At 43.3% G+C, this 16,922-nt stretch carries 14 protein-coding genes and 1 pseudogene; 6 read left to right on the plus strand and 9 right to left on the minus strand.

Annotated elements, in window-relative coordinates:
- Positions 1-43: 43 nt before the first annotated feature.
- From cdd to sanA, 3 genes are all read left to right on the plus strand, one after another.
- On the plus strand, positions 44-928 hold the full coding sequence (gene cdd, locus EAE90_RS20235) for a cytidine deaminase (RefSeq protein ID WP_214055017.1): 885 nt from the start codon (positions 44-46) through the stop codon (positions 926-928).
- A 214-nt stretch (positions 929-1,142) separates the two neighbouring features.
- Positions 1,143-2,840, plus strand: a complete 1,698-nt coding sequence (locus EAE90_RS20240; RefSeq protein WP_214055018.1) for an NAD-dependent malic enzyme — start codon at positions 1,143-1,145, stop codon at positions 2,838-2,840.
- A gap of 264 nt (positions 2,841-3,104) precedes the next feature.
- On the plus strand, positions 3,105-3,845 hold the full coding sequence (gene sanA, locus EAE90_RS20245) for an outer membrane permeability protein SanA (RefSeq protein ID WP_214055019.1): 741 nt from the start codon (positions 3,105-3,107) through the stop codon (positions 3,843-3,845).
- Here the strand turns inward: sanA and yeiB are convergent.
- From yeiB to EAE90_RS20260, 3 genes are all read right to left on the minus strand, one after another.
- Positions 3,817-4,965, minus strand: a complete 1,149-nt coding sequence (gene yeiB, locus EAE90_RS20250; RefSeq protein ID WP_214055020.1) for a DUF418 domain-containing protein YeiB — start codon at positions 4,963-4,965, stop codon at positions 3,817-3,819. The two genes, sanA and yeiB, sit on opposite strands and share 29 nt — an antisense overlap.
- A gap of 21 nt (positions 4,966-4,986) precedes the next feature.
- The gene (gene folE, locus EAE90_RS20255; RefSeq protein WP_214055021.1) at positions 4,987-5,646 is read right to left on the minus strand and encodes a GTP cyclohydrolase I FolE; all 660 of its coding nucleotides are present in this window, start codon (positions 5,644-5,646) and stop codon (positions 4,987-4,989) included.
- Positions 5,647-5,821: 175 nt separating this feature from the next.
- Positions 5,822-7,009: a YbfB/YjiJ family MFS transporter gene (locus tag EAE90_RS20260; RefSeq protein ID WP_422616007.1), complete on the minus strand. Its 1,188-nt coding sequence runs from the start codon at positions 7,007-7,009 to the stop codon at positions 5,822-5,824.
- Between the two features lie 367 nt (positions 7,010-7,376).
- Here EAE90_RS20260 and EAE90_RS20265 point away from each other — a divergent pair, with 367 nt between their 5' ends.
- The 3 genes from EAE90_RS20265 (at position 7,377) to moeB (ending at position 10,339) form a co-directional block, all read left to right on the plus strand.
- On the plus strand, positions 7,377-8,123 hold the full coding sequence (locus tag EAE90_RS20265; RefSeq protein ID WP_214055023.1) for an SDR family NAD(P)-dependent oxidoreductase: 747 nt from the start codon (positions 7,377-7,379) through the stop codon (positions 8,121-8,123).
- 222 nt (positions 8,124-8,345) lie between these two features.
- Positions 8,346-9,587, plus strand: coding sequence for a molybdopterin molybdotransferase MoeA (moeA, locus tag EAE90_RS20270; RefSeq protein ID WP_214055024.1), 1,242 nt, complete (start codon positions 8,346-8,348; stop codon positions 9,585-9,587).
- On the plus strand, positions 9,587-10,339 hold the full coding sequence (gene moeB / locus EAE90_RS20275; protein WP_214055025.1) for a molybdopterin-synthase adenylyltransferase MoeB: 753 nt from the start codon (positions 9,587-9,589) through the stop codon (positions 10,337-10,339). Before moeA ends, moeB begins: the two co-directional genes overlap by 1 nt.
- Positions 10,340-10,437: 98 nt before the next feature.
- On the opposite strand, the gene EAE90_RS20280 is transcribed toward moeB, so the two are convergent.
- The 6 genes and pseudogenes from EAE90_RS20280 to EAE90_RS20305 all read right to left on the minus strand — a co-directional run.
- Positions 10,438-12,033, minus strand: a complete 1,596-nt coding sequence (locus EAE90_RS20280) for an ABC-F family ATPase (protein WP_214055026.1) — start codon at positions 12,031-12,033, stop codon at positions 10,438-10,440.
- A gap of 541 nt (positions 12,034-12,574) precedes the next feature.
- Positions 12,575-13,069, minus strand: a complete 495-nt coding sequence (gene aac(6'), locus EAE90_RS20285; RefSeq protein ID WP_214055027.1) for an aminoglycoside 6'-N-acetyltransferase — start codon at positions 13,067-13,069, stop codon at positions 12,575-12,577.
- A gap of 112 nt (positions 13,070-13,181) precedes the next feature.
- A complete protein-coding gene (locus EAE90_RS20290) occupies positions 13,182-14,339 on the minus strand; it encodes an iron-containing alcohol dehydrogenase (protein WP_214055028.1) in 1,158 nt (385 codons plus the stop codon).
- Positions 14,340-14,389: 50 nt separating this feature from the next.
- Complete coding sequence (locus tag EAE90_RS20295) at positions 14,390-15,427, minus strand: NADP-dependent oxidoreductase (RefSeq protein ID WP_214055029.1); 1,038 nt, start codon at positions 15,425-15,427, stop codon at positions 14,390-14,392.
- Between the two features lie 122 nt (positions 15,428-15,549).
- Positions 15,550-16,149 carry a TetR/AcrR family transcriptional regulator gene (locus tag EAE90_RS20300; protein ID WP_214055030.1) on the minus strand — a complete coding sequence of 200 codons (600 nt, stop codon included), beginning with the start codon at positions 16,147-16,149 and terminating at the stop codon, positions 15,550-15,552.
- A 671-nt stretch (positions 16,150-16,820) separates the two neighbouring features.
- Positions 16,821-16,922: pseudogene (locus tag EAE90_RS20305) on the minus strand (IS30 family transposase); the annotation flags it as partial.

The raw sequence follows: 16,922 nt of genomic DNA on the forward strand, positions 1-16,922 counted from the left end.
AGACAACTTAGAATGATTCTTGAGTTAATTCGGAGATCACACTATGCAAGCTCGTTTTCATCCTATCTGGGTACAGCTACCCGCTAAACTACAGGATGCACTTTTACCTTACGCAGGAAACAATGACTTTCCTGCCATGCTTACTGCTGAACAGGCTGAATCTATTAAGAAAGCCTGCGGTTTTGACGACCATACCCTGGCTGTTGCCCTGTTGCCACTCGCAGCGGCATGTTCCCTGACACCAATATCACATTTTAATGTCGGCGCCATTGCCCGCGGTAAAAGCGGAAATCTCTATTTTGGCGCGAATATGGAATTTGCTGGCGTGCCACTACAACAAACGATTCATGCTGAACAATGTGCGATTACCCACGCTTGGTTATTGGGCGAGAAAAAACTGGTATCTGTTACTGTGAATTACTCTCCGTGCGGCCATTGCCGCCAATTTATGAATGAACTTAATAGTGGCGCCCAATTAGAGATTCACCTGCCAAAGCAGCTACCTTCAACATTAGGTCATTATCTGCCAGATTCTTTTGGCCCAAACGATCTGGGCATCAAGACGTTGTTGATGGACCCGGTTAATCATGGTTATAAACTAGAAACCACGGATACATTAGTCCTGACTGCATTAGATGCAGCAAACCAGAGCTATGCCCCATACAGTAATTCCTACAGTGGTACCGCGCTTTTGGGAAAAGATGGAAAAATTTATCCTGGGCGTTATGCAGAAAATGCCGCATTTAACCCAAGCTTACCCCCATTACAAGCAGCGCTGATTCTGATGAACATTTCTGGTGGTGATTGCCTGGCTATCGATAGAGCAGTGTTGGTTGAAGAAAAAAACTGTGATTTATCCCAACGGAGTGCGACTCAATCTATACTTGCTACACTCGGTTGCAGCAAATTTGATTACTACACTTTCTGAATTCAGTGGAAAATTCATTTTTCCCTCTATGCAGATAGAGGGTTTTCCGCTATAAAAAACGATTATCGTAACATTTTATTAGCCAAATCTGGATGTTATCTCTCATTTTTACTCATAATACCTCTAATTAAGTAACATTTACTGTACATATTTTTCCTATCTCTTAAGATCTGTAGCTAGCCTTGTTATCCATTTAGTTCAAAGAGTAAGATTCATGGAACTGGAACACGAAAGTAAACGTCCACTATATATTCCCTATGCTGGCCCAATTCTGCTGGAATTCCCCCTTCTGAATAAAGGCAGCGCTTTTACTAAAGAAGAACGCAGCAACTTTAATCTTTACGGTTTATTACCGGAAGCGGTCGAAACCATCGAAGAACAAGCTGAACGTGCTTATCGACAGTATCTTGATTTCAAAAATGATGCAGATAAGCATATTTATCTGCGAAATATTCAGGACACTAACGAAACCCTGTTCTACCGCCTGCTGGATGCACATTTGAACGAAATGATGCCAATCATCTACACGCCAACTGTTGGCGAAGCCTGTGAGCACTTTTCCGATATTTACCGCCGTGCCCGTGGCCTGTTCATCTCATATCCAAACAAAGCACATATTGATGATATGCTGCAAAATGCGACCAAACAAAATGTAAAAGTTATCGTTGTCACCGATGGTGAACGTATCCTTGGTTTGGGCGACCAAGGCATCGGCGGCATGGGTATTCCTATCGGCAAGCTCTCCTTGTATACCGCCTGCGGTGGTATCAGCCCGGCTTATACACTGCCAGTCGTTCTGGATGTAGGCACCAACAACCCACAACGCCTGAATGACCCGTTGTATATGGGTTGGCGCCACCCGCGCATCACCGGTGAAGAATATGATGAATTTGTAGACGAATTTATTCAGGCTGTTAAGCGTCGTTGGCCAAACGTACTGCTGCAATTTGAAGATTTCGCACAGAAAAATGCCATGCCGCTGCTTAACCGTTATCGCCACGAGATTTGTTGCTTCAATGATGATATTCAGGGAACCGCCGCCGTTACGTTAGGTAGCTTAATTGCCGCTAGCCGCGCGGCTGGCCGTCAATTGAAGGATCAAACAGTTACCTTCCTTGGCGCAGGTTCCGCCGGTTGCGGCATTGCAGAACAGATCGTCGCCCAGATGAAATCCGAAGGTTTAAGTGAAGAGCAGGCTCGTGCCCGTATTTTCATGGTTGACCGCTTCGGTTTATTGACAGACAAATTGCCAAATCTATTGGATTTCCAGAATAAGCTGGTACAGAAAAGCGACACATTGACTCAATGGGATGTGAACAGCGACGCCATCTCGTTGCTCGATGTTGTCCGTAATGCTAAACCGACGGTATTGATTGGTGTTTCAGGTCAGTCAGGTTTGTTTACCGAAGAGATCATCCGTGAAATGCATAAACACTGTGAACGTCCAATCGTCATGCCGTTATCGAATCCAACTTCCCGCGTTGAAGCCCGTCCTGAAGATATCATCAACTGGACGGATGGCGCTGCTCTGGTTGCAACAGGTAGCCCATTCAATCCGGTAAAATATAAAGATCAGGAGTATCCAATCGCCCAATGTAACAATGCCTATATCTTCCCTGGGGTTGGTCTGGGTGTCATTGCGTCAGGGGCTAAACTGGTTACTGACGGTATGTTAATGGCAGCAAGCCGAACACTGGCGGATTGTTCACCGCTGGCCCAACAAGGTCAAGGCCCGTTATTGCCACTGATTGATGATATTCAGGAAGTGTCACGCAAAATTGCTAAACAAGTCGCCAAAGAAGCACAAATACAGGGCGTTGCCACTGTCACCTCAGATGGCGCACTGGATGAAGCAATTGAACGCAACTTCTGGAAACCTGAATATCGCGTGTATAAACGCACTTCATTCTGATTCTTATCGCTAGAAATATGCAAAAAGCCTGTTAGTTTACTTTTACTATCAGGCTCTTTTCTTACCGTCAGTCTAATACGGGCTTGCCGTTTAACGGAGCCAAAGATACCCCTCAATCTGAAAAGCTAATATGCACAAAACAGCAATAAGCGCCTTATCAGGCTACTACGGCTAAAGAAGGCCAAAGAGAAAACTTGCTTCAAAATTTCAGGTAAAGTAGCCTTTAACAAATTCAGTCATTAATGTGTATAAAAAGGCAAAAGCATGTGGAAGAGCCTGATAACTAGTCTGTTATTCATCACAGGGATGCTGATATTGACAGCTATTGCACTTGACCGCTGGATTAGCTGGAAAACAGCCCCCTATATCTTTGATGATCTTAAACGACTTCCCGAACGCGAAGTGGGTATAGTGCTTGGTACGTCTAAATATTACCTTTCTGGTGCCCCAAATCAGTACTATATGTACCGTATCCAAGGAGCCGTTAACGCTTATAACAGCGACAAAATTAAATATTTATTACTTAGTGGCGATAACGCTCAACAAAGCTACAACGAACCTGTCACCATGCGCAGAGATTTGGTAAAAGCGGGTATTCCTGCTGCAAATATCGTACTGGATTTTGCTGGTTTCAGAACGCTTGACTCAATAGTCAGAACCCGAAAAGTTTTTAACACTAACGATTTTACGATTATCACTCAACGATTTCATTGCGAACGAGCACTGTTTATCGCTATGCATATGGGAATTACCGCCCAATGTTATGCAGTTTCTACACCTAAAAATATGGTTACTGTTCGATTACGTGAAATTATCGCTCGCCTTGGCGCCCTGACTGATCTTTATATTCTGAAACGTGAACCTCGTTTTCTCGGCCCTCTGATCCCCATTCCAGCTCCGCACAAAGTACCAAAAGGCATGACTGATTACCCTGCCGTAACCCCGGAAGAATTACGGGCAATGGACAAAACCCAGCTTAAGCAGAGCGGGCCAACACCGCAGTAATCTCACGCCACCACTGTTCTACCGGCCCTTGCGGGTGACAACGTAACCACCAACATGAAAACAGAATATTCACCGCCCAAATAGGAAGAATAAATGCAAGTAATTCCAAACGACTAAATTGACCAAAAAACCCAAGATGATAAAACAACAGAGTGCAGATTAAGGTTTGTAGCAAGTAATTACTCATCGCCATTCGTCCAACCTGACTGAGCCAGTAGTTAATTCGCCAGCATGAAACGGCTGGCCAGAAACCATATATCAAAGCCATATAACCCAGCGCCTGAAATGGCGTTACCAACTCAGCAAGGATATAACCGACAATACCTGACCAAAAGTAATCCCAATCATAGATATATTGGAACCCGACAGAGAATATTTGAACAGCAATACTAAGTGGTATCAGCAATAGCGCCACATTTCGATAATGGTTTACTGAAAATTCACCTTTTAACCAACCATTACGCACTAATCCCGCACCACATAACATAATACCGATAAGCTGCCAGCCATACTGAACAAACAGCATGATCATCATCAACATAACCTGATTAAAACGCTCTTTTACTGCCAACCATCCCCCAGATGTTTTCCAATATGTTTCGTATAACATATGGAATTCAGTCGGCTGCCAAGAAACACCGTCAGATTCGCCGCTGGAAAGAAAGCCGAGAAAAAACAATAACGCTAATCCGATCAGATAAAAAATAGCGCCTTTCATAAATAACCTGCTGCTGGCGCTATTTTGGCTAATCAATTGAAAACTGAAAAAACCAGCCAAACTATAAGAGAGCAAAATATCGCCATCCCAGAATAGGATGCCATGCCCCACGCCAACCAGAGCAAGTATAGTTAATCGTGGGTAATTCCAGATTTTGCCCCTTGGTAATAATAGCTCTAAGGTCGCTCCAAATAAGAAGGCCAAAATACACAGGAACTTTCCCTGAACAAAGACGCTAAGTACAGACCAGACAATCAAGTCAGTTAAAGAAGCAGAACCATTATATGCCGGATTCAAATAAGCGGCGGATGGCAAAGCAAAACCGGAGATATTGAGCAGCAATATCCCCAGTATTGCCAGACCACGAATACTATCCAACGAGTCAATTCTCTGGCGGGCCATTCTTATATCCCGATGTAAAAATTACACATGGCGAGTCGTGCGTAAAAACTCTTGACGGGTATTTTGGCTAGACTTAAACAATCCACCCAAGGAAGTTGTTGTCGTGGTACTGGTTGCATCACGGATACCTCTCGCTTTCACGCAATAATGGACCGCATCAATCGATACAGCAACATTATTAGTGCCAAGCAGTGTCTGTAATGCAATCAAAATCTGTTGAGTTAGACGTTCCTGTACCTGTGGCCGCTGCGAAAAAAACTGCACAATACGGTTAATTTTAGACAATCCAATGACTTTATCTTTTGGAATATAGGCAACCGTCGCCTTGCCATCAATGGTGACAAAATGGTGTTCGCAGGTGCTAGTCAGTGTGATATCACGCACCGTCACCATTTCATCCACTCTCATTTTATTTTCTATCAATGTGATTTTTGGGAAATTACTGTAGTCCAACCCGGAAAAAATCTCATCGACGTACATTTTCGCAATACGACCGGGGGTTTCTGCCAAACTGTCATCACGTAAATCGAGATTCAACAGTTTCATAATTTCCGTCATATGCTCCTCAATACGCGCTTTGCGCACTTCCGGCACCAACGCCTGACCACGCAAAGGCGTTTCAAGACCACGAGCTTCCAGCGCCGAATGCACAAGTTCAGCTTCTTTACTTAAGGATGACATTATTTTCTCCAAAGATATTACTTTTCATCATCTGGCGGGTAGTAAAATGAATGGATATTCGAGTCATGAAGACCATAACCGAAACAATTCACTACTAACAGGTCACTATTGCCCACACTGTAAATGAGCGCGTGGTGATTATCCAGTGATTGCTTTTCATAATTATATGAATTTTTTACACACGCACTTCACTGGTCGGTTTATTCCTGTTACAAACCAATAACCCCGCAATGACCAAGGTAATCAATGCGACGTATAACGCAGGCTCCAATCTCCCGGTTATTGCGGTAGAAACCGCAGACAACATCGGCCCAACAAGCTGTCCAACCGCATATCCGGTGGTTAATAATCCGGCCATATAACGGCTATGTTCTGGCGCTAATTCACGCCCATACTGAAACGCCAGTTGCACTACACACATAAAACCACCACCAACCAACAAAGAGCTTAATGCCAGGCCACCTATTCCCGGAATGCTTTCAGCGATAAGAATGCCCGCAGCCTGAATCCATAAAGTGATCGCAAGCCGGATTTGCGTTGTCAGCATATGACGGGTCAGAATAGCAAAACCGATGCCGATAACTGCGGCGCCACCAAATATTGGCCAGACAAACTGCGCAAACAAGCTACCGGGGAAACGATCACTTGCCATTTGAGAAAGAAAAGTTGCAGGCAAAATATAACCAAACCCCGCTAAACTGTAACTCCATACCAGCCGCTTAATTGCAGGCGTCAAAGTCAGTTTCTTCACCTCGGCCTGTGAACGGTGTAACTCGCCACTACGGGGCAAATGCCGACTAATATAGATACTACAAATCAGTGCCAAAATGCCATATAACAACCACGCTTCGGAGACGCTCACTTGCCATGCCTGAATACCGATGGCAAGGATACCAGTAACGAATATCCCGACGCCCGGTCCCGCAAATATGGCAGCGCTCAATGCAGGGCGATTCAATTTAGCCAACTGTTCATTGGCCCATGACGCCACCAATACCAATGTCCAGCCACTTGCCCAACCAATAAAAAAACGGGCAATACTGTGTAATATCGTCCCATACAGTAGCGCAGAGAGAAGCGTGATAATCACCGCTCCCCACAATCCGGCCCAAAGCCGATATTCAATCAAACGGCGCGCCCGCATCGCATCATAGGAGCCAGCCAGATATCCCAAATAGTTAAAAGCCGCAACGATGCCTGCCCCGGTCAAACTAAACTGGCATTCTGCGATCATTAAAGGCACTTGAGGAGTGAAGGCAGTACGCCCAATTCCCATAGCGACGACCAGCGCCAAAAATCCACTCATTGCGATATGGAAAGCGAGGTAGCGGTGACTTTGTTGAGAAGAAATTGAATTGTTCATAGCCATAAAATATTATTTTTTTAATTTATTTTTCATAAGCCATAACAGAAATCAAATACAACATACACTTTTAATTAACAAAGTTCCCAGAAAAACGTAAATTATTTCTGCCCATAAATAAAAAATCAGTAAGCAATTAATTACAGTATCTGGAACGTCAGCGTATATGAATTTTCGTACCCTGCTCCATTTATTTACTTTACCTCTAATAAGTTACCTCTATTAAGATTAAATCGAGTTTTACAACACAACATTCGCTAAATTAGTCAGGCTTCCACACAATAATGCCCAAAATAGTGCTAACAAACCTGCAATAAGAGATATGATTTATCATGTTATGTACAAATATTAATTAAGGAGCATTTTTATGTATAAAGCATTTCAAGGTAAGACAGCCATTGTAACCGGTGGTGGAACCGGTATAGGACGGGCTATCAGCATTATGCTGGCAGAACAAGGTGCTGCTGTTGCAGTGATCTATTCGCAAAGCGAACTTGAAGCGCTGGAAACAACAGAAACCATTATCAAGGATGGGGGACAAGCTATCGCGATAAAAGCGAATGTTGCCGACGAATCGGCTGTGCAGGCAATGATAAACACCGTCGTGGAAAAATTTAGCGGGATCGACTATCTGGTAAATAACGCGGCGACAACCAGACAACTTCAATTTGAAGATCTTGATGCCATATCTAGCGATATTTGGGATACCATTATTGATGTTAATGTGAAAGGCACATTTTATTGTTGCCGGTATGCAGCGCCTTATCTTAAAGCAAGAACCGGGAGCGCTATCGTGAATGTCGGTAGTATCGCCGGTGAAACGGGCCTGGGTTCTTGTATCCCCTATGCCGCTTCCAAATCAGCGGTTCACGGACTAACAAAATCTTTAGCTCGGGCTCTGGCTCCATCGGTCAGGGTTAACTGCGTAGCGCCAGGCGCCGTTGAAACAAGATGGTGGAAAGGGAGAGAAGAGAAGATGCATACGCTTTGCACTTATTTACCCTTAGAAAGAATTTCAACGCCAGAAGATGTTGCAGAAATAACCTTGATGTTATTAAACGCAGAATCGATGACAGGACAAATCATAACAGTTGACAGTGGTCAAACTTTATAAGCGCTTACTCGCTTTCTAACCTGGCTATGACAACAGCAGATCCCCTGACGCCAGGTTAATCGTCGTGTTCTACATACTTATCACATGTCGCGGCGTTTTGGATAACCGACACCAATATCGCCGCGTTTATGGAACATACGATCAAAATCAAATACCACTCACACATATGATGATCTCTGCCATAATACCGTTAATGAAAAATGTTATCTGGGAGCATCACTTATGGATCACTGTCATACCTCTGGATTGATCTCTTTGCAGCAGGCATTGGAAAAACTTCTGACGCAAGTTACACCACTGACTGACACAGAAACTGTCAGCCTCCCGCAAACATCAGGACGCATCATCGCAACAAATATTATTTCTCCTATCAATGTCCCCCCTTTTGCTAACTCAGCAATGGATGGTTATGCCATACGCCATGCGGATTTAAATGGCAATAAACCACTGCCTCTGGCAGGAAAGGCGCTGGCAGGCACAGCTTTTCAAGGAGAATGGCCGGTTGCAACTTGTATCCGCATTATGACTGGCGCACCGATTCCCACGGGTGCTGATACGGTCATTATGCAGGAACACGCAGAAGTTACTGATGATGGCATCGTTTTCACTCAGCCAGCCAAACAAGGTCAGAATATCCGTCTGGTTGGCGAAGATATTACTAAAGGGGCGGTAGTACTACCCGCAGGCAGTAAATTATCCACCGCTCAGCTACCCTTGATTGCATCTTTAGGCATCACCGACGTTGAAGTGGTTCGCAAATTGAAAGTCGCCATTTTCTCAACGGGTGATGAGCTACAAGCTATCGGGTACCCACTTAAGGAAGGGCAAATTTATGATACCAACCGTTTTGCCGTTCGATTGATGCTGGAGAAACTGGATTGCGATGTTATTGATTTAGGGGTTATTGCCGATAATCCCCAAGCTTTACGCCATGTTTTTGAGGAAGCAGATCAAAAAGCTGATTTAGTCATCAGTAGTGGCGGCGTTTCTGTAGGTGAAGCAGACTACACCAAGCAGATACTGGATGAATTAGGCGAGATCAGTTTCTGGAAACTGGCCATTAAACCGGGTAAACCTTTCGCTTTTGGCAAACTAAAAAACGCCTGGTTCTGTGGTTTGCCCGGTAATCCAGTTTCAGCCGTCCTTACTTTCTATCAATTAGTTCAACCTTTAATCGCGCATCTATCCGGTTTTACGGCATGGCAACCCCCTATGCGTATGCACGCCAAGGTCATCACGCCATTGAAAAAGACACCGGGAAGAATGGATTTTCAACGGGGTATTGCTTCGGTGAATAAACAAGGTGAACTAGAAGTTCGTACGACGGGACATCAAGGCTCTCATATATTTAGTTCATTCAGTCAGGGGAACTGCTTCATTGTTCTGGAGCGTGAACGCGGACGGGTAGAAGTTGGTGAAGATGTTGAAATCGAACTATTTAATCACTTACTGAAAAATGAATAATGACCATTGAACTAACAGACGCAGAAACCCTACGCTATAACCGTCAGATTGTTCTACGTGGGTTTGATTTTGACGGTCAGGAGAAATTGAAATCTTCGGCGATCCTGATAGTCGGCGCGGGTGGTTTAGGTTGCGCAGCATCCCAGTATTTGACCGCAGCAGGTGTGGGAACAATCACACTACTGGATTTTGATACCGTTTCTCTCTCTAACCTGCAACGGCAGATCCTGCATCGGGATGAGCGCATCGGCATGGCTAAAGTGCATTCAGCCCAGTTGACGCTCCGGGCAATAAACCCACATGTAACGATTAAAACCGTTAATGGATTACTGGAAGATCAGGCGCTAGATGAACTTATCAGCCAGAATGATGTTGTCTTGGATTGTACTGATAATGTGGCAATCCGCGAACAACTGAACCGCTTGTGTCTGGCAAGGAAAACGCCTCTGGTTTCCGGCGCAGCTATCCGCATGGAAGGACAACTGACTACATTTACTTATCAGCCAAATGCCCCCTGCTACCGTTGCCTGAGCAGACTATTTGGCGAAAACAATCTAACATGTGTAGAAACAGGAGTTATGGCGCCATTGGTAGGTACCATCGGTACATTACAAGCAATGGAAACCATCAAACTCCTTACTGGATATGGCAAAGTCAACAGCGGAAAGGTTTTACTGTTTGATGCAATGACAATGCAATTTCGTGATATTAAATTACTTAAAGATCCCAATTGCGAAGTGTGCAACAGTTAATCTATCCACCGATGGAAATAGCAAGCAATAGAAATAACAAACAATAGAAATAACACGCCCCGGTTATCTCAACCAGGGCGATTTATCTCATAAGATTATTACTCAACAATTCCCTGGCTTCTTAAATACTCATCATAAGTACCTTTGAAATCAATGACCTTATTAGATTTAATTTCCATAACTCGGCTTGCCAATGAGCTAACAAATTCCCGATCATGAGAAACAAATATCAAAGTACCTTTATACAATTCAAGCGCAAGGTTCAGGGATTCAATGGATTCCATATCCAAGTGGTTTGTTGGTTCATCCATTATCAGAATATTTGGCTGTTGCATCATCAACTTACCAAATAGCATCCGCCCTTTTTCACCACCCGATAACACTTTGACTTTTTTCTTAATGTCATCTTGGCTGAACAACAAACGTCCTAATACGCTACGAACAGCTTGTTCATCGTCCCCTTCTCTCTTCCATTGGCTCATCCAGTCAAAAACCGTCAGATCGCAGTCAAAATCACTGGCATGATCCTGAGCATAGTAACCAATGCTACTATTTTCAGACCATTTAACCATGCCACTATTTGGCTCTGTTTCACCAACTAATGTTTTCAGAAAAGTCGTTTTACCGATACCGTTAGCACCGATAACCGCTATTTTCTCGCCAACCTCCAGCAAAAGATTGAGATTTTTAAACAGAGGACCATTGTCATAACCTTTAGTCAAACCATCCAATTCCAGAGCATTACGGAACAATTTCTTATCCTGCTCAAAACGGATATAGGGATTCTGACGGCTGGATGCTTTAACTTCTTCCAACTGGATTTTATCAATCTGACGAGCGCGGGAAGTCGCCTGTTTTGATTTAGAAGCATTAGCGCTAAAACGGCTGACAAAAGACTGTAATTCCGCAATCTGTGCCTTCTTCTTCGCATTATCCGCTAGCAGACGCTCACGGGCTTGAGTGGCGGCAACCATATATTCATCATAATTACCGGGGAACAGACGCAGCTCACCGTAATCAAGATCGGCCATATGAGTACAAACTGTATTCAGGAAATGACGATCATGGGAAATAATGATCATGGTGCTATTTCGTTCATTCAGTATTTGCTCTAACCAACGAATCGTATCGATATCCAGGTTGTTCGTAGGTTCATCCAATAACAGAACATCAGGATTAGAAAACAGTGCTTGAGCCAGCAATACACGTAATTTCCAACCCGGCGCCACTTCGCTCATCAAACCGTAATGCTGTTCTACTGGAATACCAACACCTAGCAACAACTCTCCGGCACGCGCTTCTGCACTATAACCATCCATCTCGCCATAAGCGACTTCCAGATCCGCAACACGATAGCCATCCTCTTCGCTCATTTCAGCCATCGCATAGATGCGGTCACGCTCCTGCTTTACCTGCCACAGTTCCGTGTGCCCCATAATCACGGTATCCAACACCGTGTACTCTTCAAAAGCAAACTGATCCTGACGCAGTTTACCAATACGTTCATTAGGATCGGTGCTGACATTACCGGCAGTGGGTGTCAGATCACCACCCAAGATTTTCATAAAAGTGGATTTACCAGAACCATTCGCGCCAATCAGACCATAACGATTACCGTTGCCAAACTTGACAGAAATGTTTTCAAACAGGGGCTTACTGCCAAATTGCATGGTGATGTTGTTTGTACTTAACACTGCATTCGCTCTTACATTTAGAAACAAAAGGGAAATCGGAAAAATCAATAGCGGCACATTATGCCACAGTAGAACGATAGTATCGCCTATAGTTATATACCCGTCATCTTTCAAGTTGCCTCTTTGTTGGCTGCACTCGCTCACCCCGGTAACATAGTTATCTATGCTCCCGAGGATTCACTCCCTTGCCGTCGCGATCCATCTTGAAACCCATAGGATATATCTGTTTCTGCAACAAAAAGTAGGAATATGATAGGTAAATAGTTTGAAATGATCGAAGAATATAGATGAAAAAGTTTAATGTTACCAATATATTGGTTCTGACTTATCCAAATGTGAAACTGCTTCGCTGAATACCGAATCCCAATTAGAACCGACTCAACATTAATTCTTTTGTAGTGTTTCGATCATACCGGTAATCACCACCAAAATGATGGTTTACATTTCTGGCCCATGTATTGACCTTGCTAAACAAGCAGCCATTTTTAATTTTCAATGAAATATTTTTCATGCCAAACTCTCTCACCCTCTTCATTTATCCCTATTTAATTAACTTTTTGAAAAAAACTACTCTTTCTGTCTCAACAAACCCAAGAGACAAATGAAGAGCCAATGATTCCTCATTATTTATATCAGCATCTGATGCCATTTCAGTACATCCATGATCCTTAGCCCAATTTTTAATATGAGTGATAAGTCGAGTTGCTAAACCGTTTCTTCTTAATTTCGGGGAAATATAGATCCCTTCAAGGTAAGCGACAGGTGAGGAATTACATCCATTGACATATTCAAAACGCAGTGAAGCCTCTGCAAAACCGCAAAAATCGCCTAAATCCGACTGGATCATAAAAGCAATCTGGTTATCAGAATTCAAAATCGAGTTCATTTCTTCACGGTGACTTTCTTCTGATGCCGTGGGCCATAATGCACTCCGTAAATACAACCACTCATTAAAATTATGGTTGTTACTCACTACAATCTGATAGAGATTATTTTCCGACTGAATATACGATGATTGTTGATATTTATTATCCATTCTTGACTCAAGCATTTTTTTCTATTTAATTTATATCGTACTGCAAATTCATTCACTAAAACAGAGTTAAAATTTTAGGAGCAGCCCCGGCATCCCAAGGCGCTCCTCCAATTCAAAGGCTTGCTTGCAAGATCTGGCGACTAATATCTAACGTAATGTCTCTATTTTCACCCAATCGAGTCAGACCGTGAGCTTCCAATTGTTTCACCACCCGCTCAATGTCATCAACACCAAGGTTGTAATCTGACAAATGGGTCTGAATTCCTAAATCCTCGAAGAAGCTGCGAGTATATGCAATAGCTTGATCAATCCGTTGTTCTTCATCTCCACTGGTAATACCCCAAACACGCTCACCATACTGCAACAATTTGGCGCGTTTGCTTTCCCGGCAGATTTTCAGAGTAGCTGGCAGGATAATCGCCAGTGTTCGAGCATGATCAATACCGTAAAGCACTGTTAATTCATGACCGATGAAATGTGTGGACCAATCCTGCGGCACACCTGCACCAATCAAACCATTGAGAGCCAAAGTCGCGACCCACATTAGATTGGAGCGGATCTCGTAATTATCCGAGGTGTTCATAGCCTGAGGGCCTATTTCAATCAATATCTGCAATAGCCCCTCAGCAAACCTATCTTGCACCATACCATTAGCGGGATAAGTCAAATACTGTTCCATAACGTGTGTGAAAGCATCAACCACCCCATTAGCCACCTGACGTAACGGAAGAGTATAGGTTTTCGTTGGGTCCATAATGGAGAATTGAGGAAAAATAAGCGAACTCATAAAATCCAGCTTAGCTTGTTTCGCTTTATTGGTAATCACTGCTCCATTGTTCATCTCTGAACCCGTCGCGGGCAGCGTCAAAACGGTACCAAACGGCAGAGCGCTCTGGACAAGAGAGCCCCCCTCTTCCAAAATACGCCAAGGCTCTCCTGCAAAATTCACAGCCGCCGCCACAAATTTAGTGCCATCAATCACAGAACCACCACCGACAGCAAGCAAGAAATCCACTTCACTATTACGTATTAATTCAACAGCTTTCATCAATGTTTCGTAAGTCGGGTTAGCTTCAATACCACCAAACTCCTGGATAGTTCTATTAGCCAACGCACTCCTGACTTCATCCAATGTTCCGGTTTTTTCAGCACTGCTACCGCCGTATAGAATCAGTACCCGCGCATCCCGTGGCACCAAGTTATCAAGACGGCTAATAGTCTCTTTGCCAAAAACGATTTGAGTTGGGTTGTAATACTTAAAATTTCGCACAACTACCTCACTATAAGTCGAATATGACCTTTTAATATGCCTAGTGGCATTTAATTATCAGGACCGACACGGACGACTAACTTGCCGAAATTATGGCCTTGTAACAGGCCAATAAACGCCTGTGGAGCATTTTCCAAACCTGATACCACTTCTTCACGATATTTTATCCTGCCATCATTAAACCATGCGGATATATCACGTGAAAATTCATCAAAATGCCGAGTATAGTTATCAGTAACAATGAATCCCTCCATCCGAATTCGCTTCCGCAACAGTTTATTCATCAACAAAAACAAGCGATCTGGCCCTTCTGGAAGGTTAGTGGAGTTGTAGTAAGACACCATTCCGCAAACCGGAACACGGGCAAAGTCATTCAGTAACGGCAAAACAGCGTCAAATACCTTGCCGCCCACATTTTCAAAATAAATATCGATTCCCTTTGAACAAGCCTTGCACAACTGATCCGCAAAGTCTGGGGCATGGTGGTCAAGGCAAACATCGAATCCCAATACATCAACAGCATGGCGACACTTTTCTGCACTACCTGCTACGCCAACGACATAACAACCTTTAAGCTTGCCGATCTGTCCCACCGTTGCACCAACCGGCCCCGTTGCCGCAGCAACAACTAATGTTTCACCTGCCTTGGGTTGACCGATATCCAACAGCCCCGTATAAGCGGTAAGGCCAGGCATACCGAACACACCTAATTGATAGGATGGGTGAACAGGCGATTGGCCTAAGTTGATAAGACCCTTACCATCGGAAACGGCATAATCCTGCCAACCGCTATATGCCAGTACCCAATCACCCACCTGATATCTCCGATGATTTGAAGACACTACCCGACTCACTGTTGCACCAACCATAACGCTATCAAGTTCCACCGGCGGCGCATAAGATGGTTCATCACTCATTCGCCCACGCATGTAAGGATCTAGCGAAAGAAAAACGCTGCGTAACAGTAGTTCTTTCTCCTTTATCTCAGGGATAGGTTGCTGTTCCAGACGAAAATCAGTCAATGTCGGGGAACCATGCGGACGTGAAGCCAAGACGATACGGCGATTTATTTGTTGTGTTTGAAACATTCATCTTCTCCTTCAACATTAAAAGTCAGTATCATTGGGATACCCAAAAGTAGACCAGTCGTCTAATTATTAGGTATAAAAAAACACTGATGAATAGTGACTTCCAACAGTGTTTTTATTCGCTATGCATTCAATAATCGCTTGGTGGTAGCCATAGCACTTTGTAACGGTACGCTATTCTGGGTGATCTTCGCCATCAGGCTGGCTCCTAGCCAAGTCTGATATAGCGCCTCAGCCAGCGGAAAGGCTTCCTCAACAGCACAATCCAATCCACCTTCATGGACAATGCTTTCCACTACAGAGGCAAGGCGCATAATGATATTCTTTGTCCCATTCTCCAACACCAGACGCATCGCTACAGATAGATCACTCACCTCAGCACCGAGCTTAACCGCCAAACACTTTTGCCCACAAACAGTACCGTCTTCTGACGGCTCCAACCAGCCTTGCCAATACTGCATTAAGTTCTCTTTCGCTGTCCATTCCTTACGCGCCATGATGTTATCCATCCTTTCAAGATGGTGCGTAAAGTAATCTTCAAGCATAGCGGCGCCAAATGCCTCTTTCGACGCGAAATAATGGTAAAACGAGCCTTTCGGCACTTCTGCCGCTTTTAAAATTTCATTAAGTCCGACGGCTGAAAAGCCTTTACATCCAATAACTTGCTGGGCAATGTCCAGGATGTGCTGACGGATATCTTGGGGATTTCTATTCGTTTGCATAAACATAACTTATACCGAATTAGACCAGTCGTCTACAATTTAAAACAAAAATTTTCAGTCTGCAAAAAGATTAGGAAATTCCCTGGTAACACCACTTGCTACCAGCTTCTTACTGATTTATAGCGCTATTTTAAAGCACGAATTACACCGGAAGCTTATCAATAGAATAATCCATCATTAAAAATAGACTGCTTTGATTTTTTACTTTTAATAAGATATCAAGAAGCTTCCTGTTGGTACTCTGAATGGCAAAACGATATTGTGATGTGATTTAATTTGATGCAGAGTGTGCCATCAAATCAAACACGAAGAAGAAAATTAAGAAAAATCAATAATGCCGCACCGCAAATAAACATATTAATGATCAATGACATTACATTTATAACAATTTCATTTTTTTATGATATTTTCATCAATGATGTAATAATCCCTGTAGTGAATATAATATTAGCTCATTATCCAAATATCTGTTAATCAATAAATCAGCAAACTTATTAGCAATAAGAAAAACTTATAAAATTAGTGCGTTTATCGCCACCCAAAACAAATACAATCTGTTAATAAGTTACACTCATTCAACATTACAATACATTAACATCTCATCAATACAATGATGAATTAATGTTCATAAAAATAATAAAACTTGGATTCACATAATAAGTGCAACATCGTTAATCCGGAAGTAAACATGTTCGTATTCCTTTAAATAATTCATTCGGGGTTTTCCCTCCCCGGGTTTTTCGGGGGCGATTATTTAATCGGTTTACCACAAA

It is taken from the genome of Photorhabdus caribbeanensis (genome assembly GCF_018448885.1).
Taxonomy (GTDB): domain Bacteria; phylum Pseudomonadota; class Gammaproteobacteria; order Enterobacterales; family Enterobacteriaceae; genus Photorhabdus; species Photorhabdus caribbeanensis.

Coding starts and splice junctions, on each gene's coding strand:
- moeA (WP_214055024.1), top strand. CDS start 8,346: ATGGATCACTGTCATACCTCTGGATTGATCTCTTTGCAGCAGGCATTG.
- cdd (WP_214055017.1), top strand. CDS start 44: ATGCAAGCTCGTTTTCATCCTATCTGGGTACAGCTACCCGCTAAACTA.
- EAE90_RS20260 (WP_422616007.1), bottom strand. CDS start 7,009: ATGAACAATTCAATTTCTTCTCAACAAAGTCACCGCTACCTCGCTTTC.
- sanA (WP_214055019.1), top strand. CDS start 3,105: ATGTGGAAGAGCCTGATAACTAGTCTGTTATTCATCACAGGGATGCTG.
- moeB (WP_214055025.1), top strand. CDS start 9,587: ATGACCATTGAACTAACAGACGCAGAAACCCTACGCTATAACCGTCAG.
- EAE90_RS20240 (WP_214055018.1), top strand. CDS start 1,143: ATGGAACTGGAACACGAAAGTAAACGTCCACTATATATTCCCTATGCT.
- yeiB (WP_214055020.1), bottom strand. CDS start 4,965: ATGGCCCGCCAGAGAATTGACTCGTTGGATAGTATTCGTGGTCTGGCA.
- EAE90_RS20265 (WP_214055023.1), top strand. CDS start 7,377: ATGTATAAAGCATTTCAAGGTAAGACAGCCATTGTAACCGGTGGTGGA.
- folE (WP_214055021.1), bottom strand. CDS start 5,646: ATGTCATCCTTAAGTAAAGAAGCTGAACTTGTGCATTCGGCGCTGGAA.
- EAE90_RS20295 (WP_214055029.1), bottom strand. CDS start 15,427: ATGTTTCAAACACAACAAATAAATCGCCGTATCGTCTTGGCTTCACGT.
- EAE90_RS20300 (WP_214055030.1), bottom strand. CDS start 16,149: ATGCAAACGAATAGAAATCCCCAAGATATCCGTCAGCACATCCTGGAC.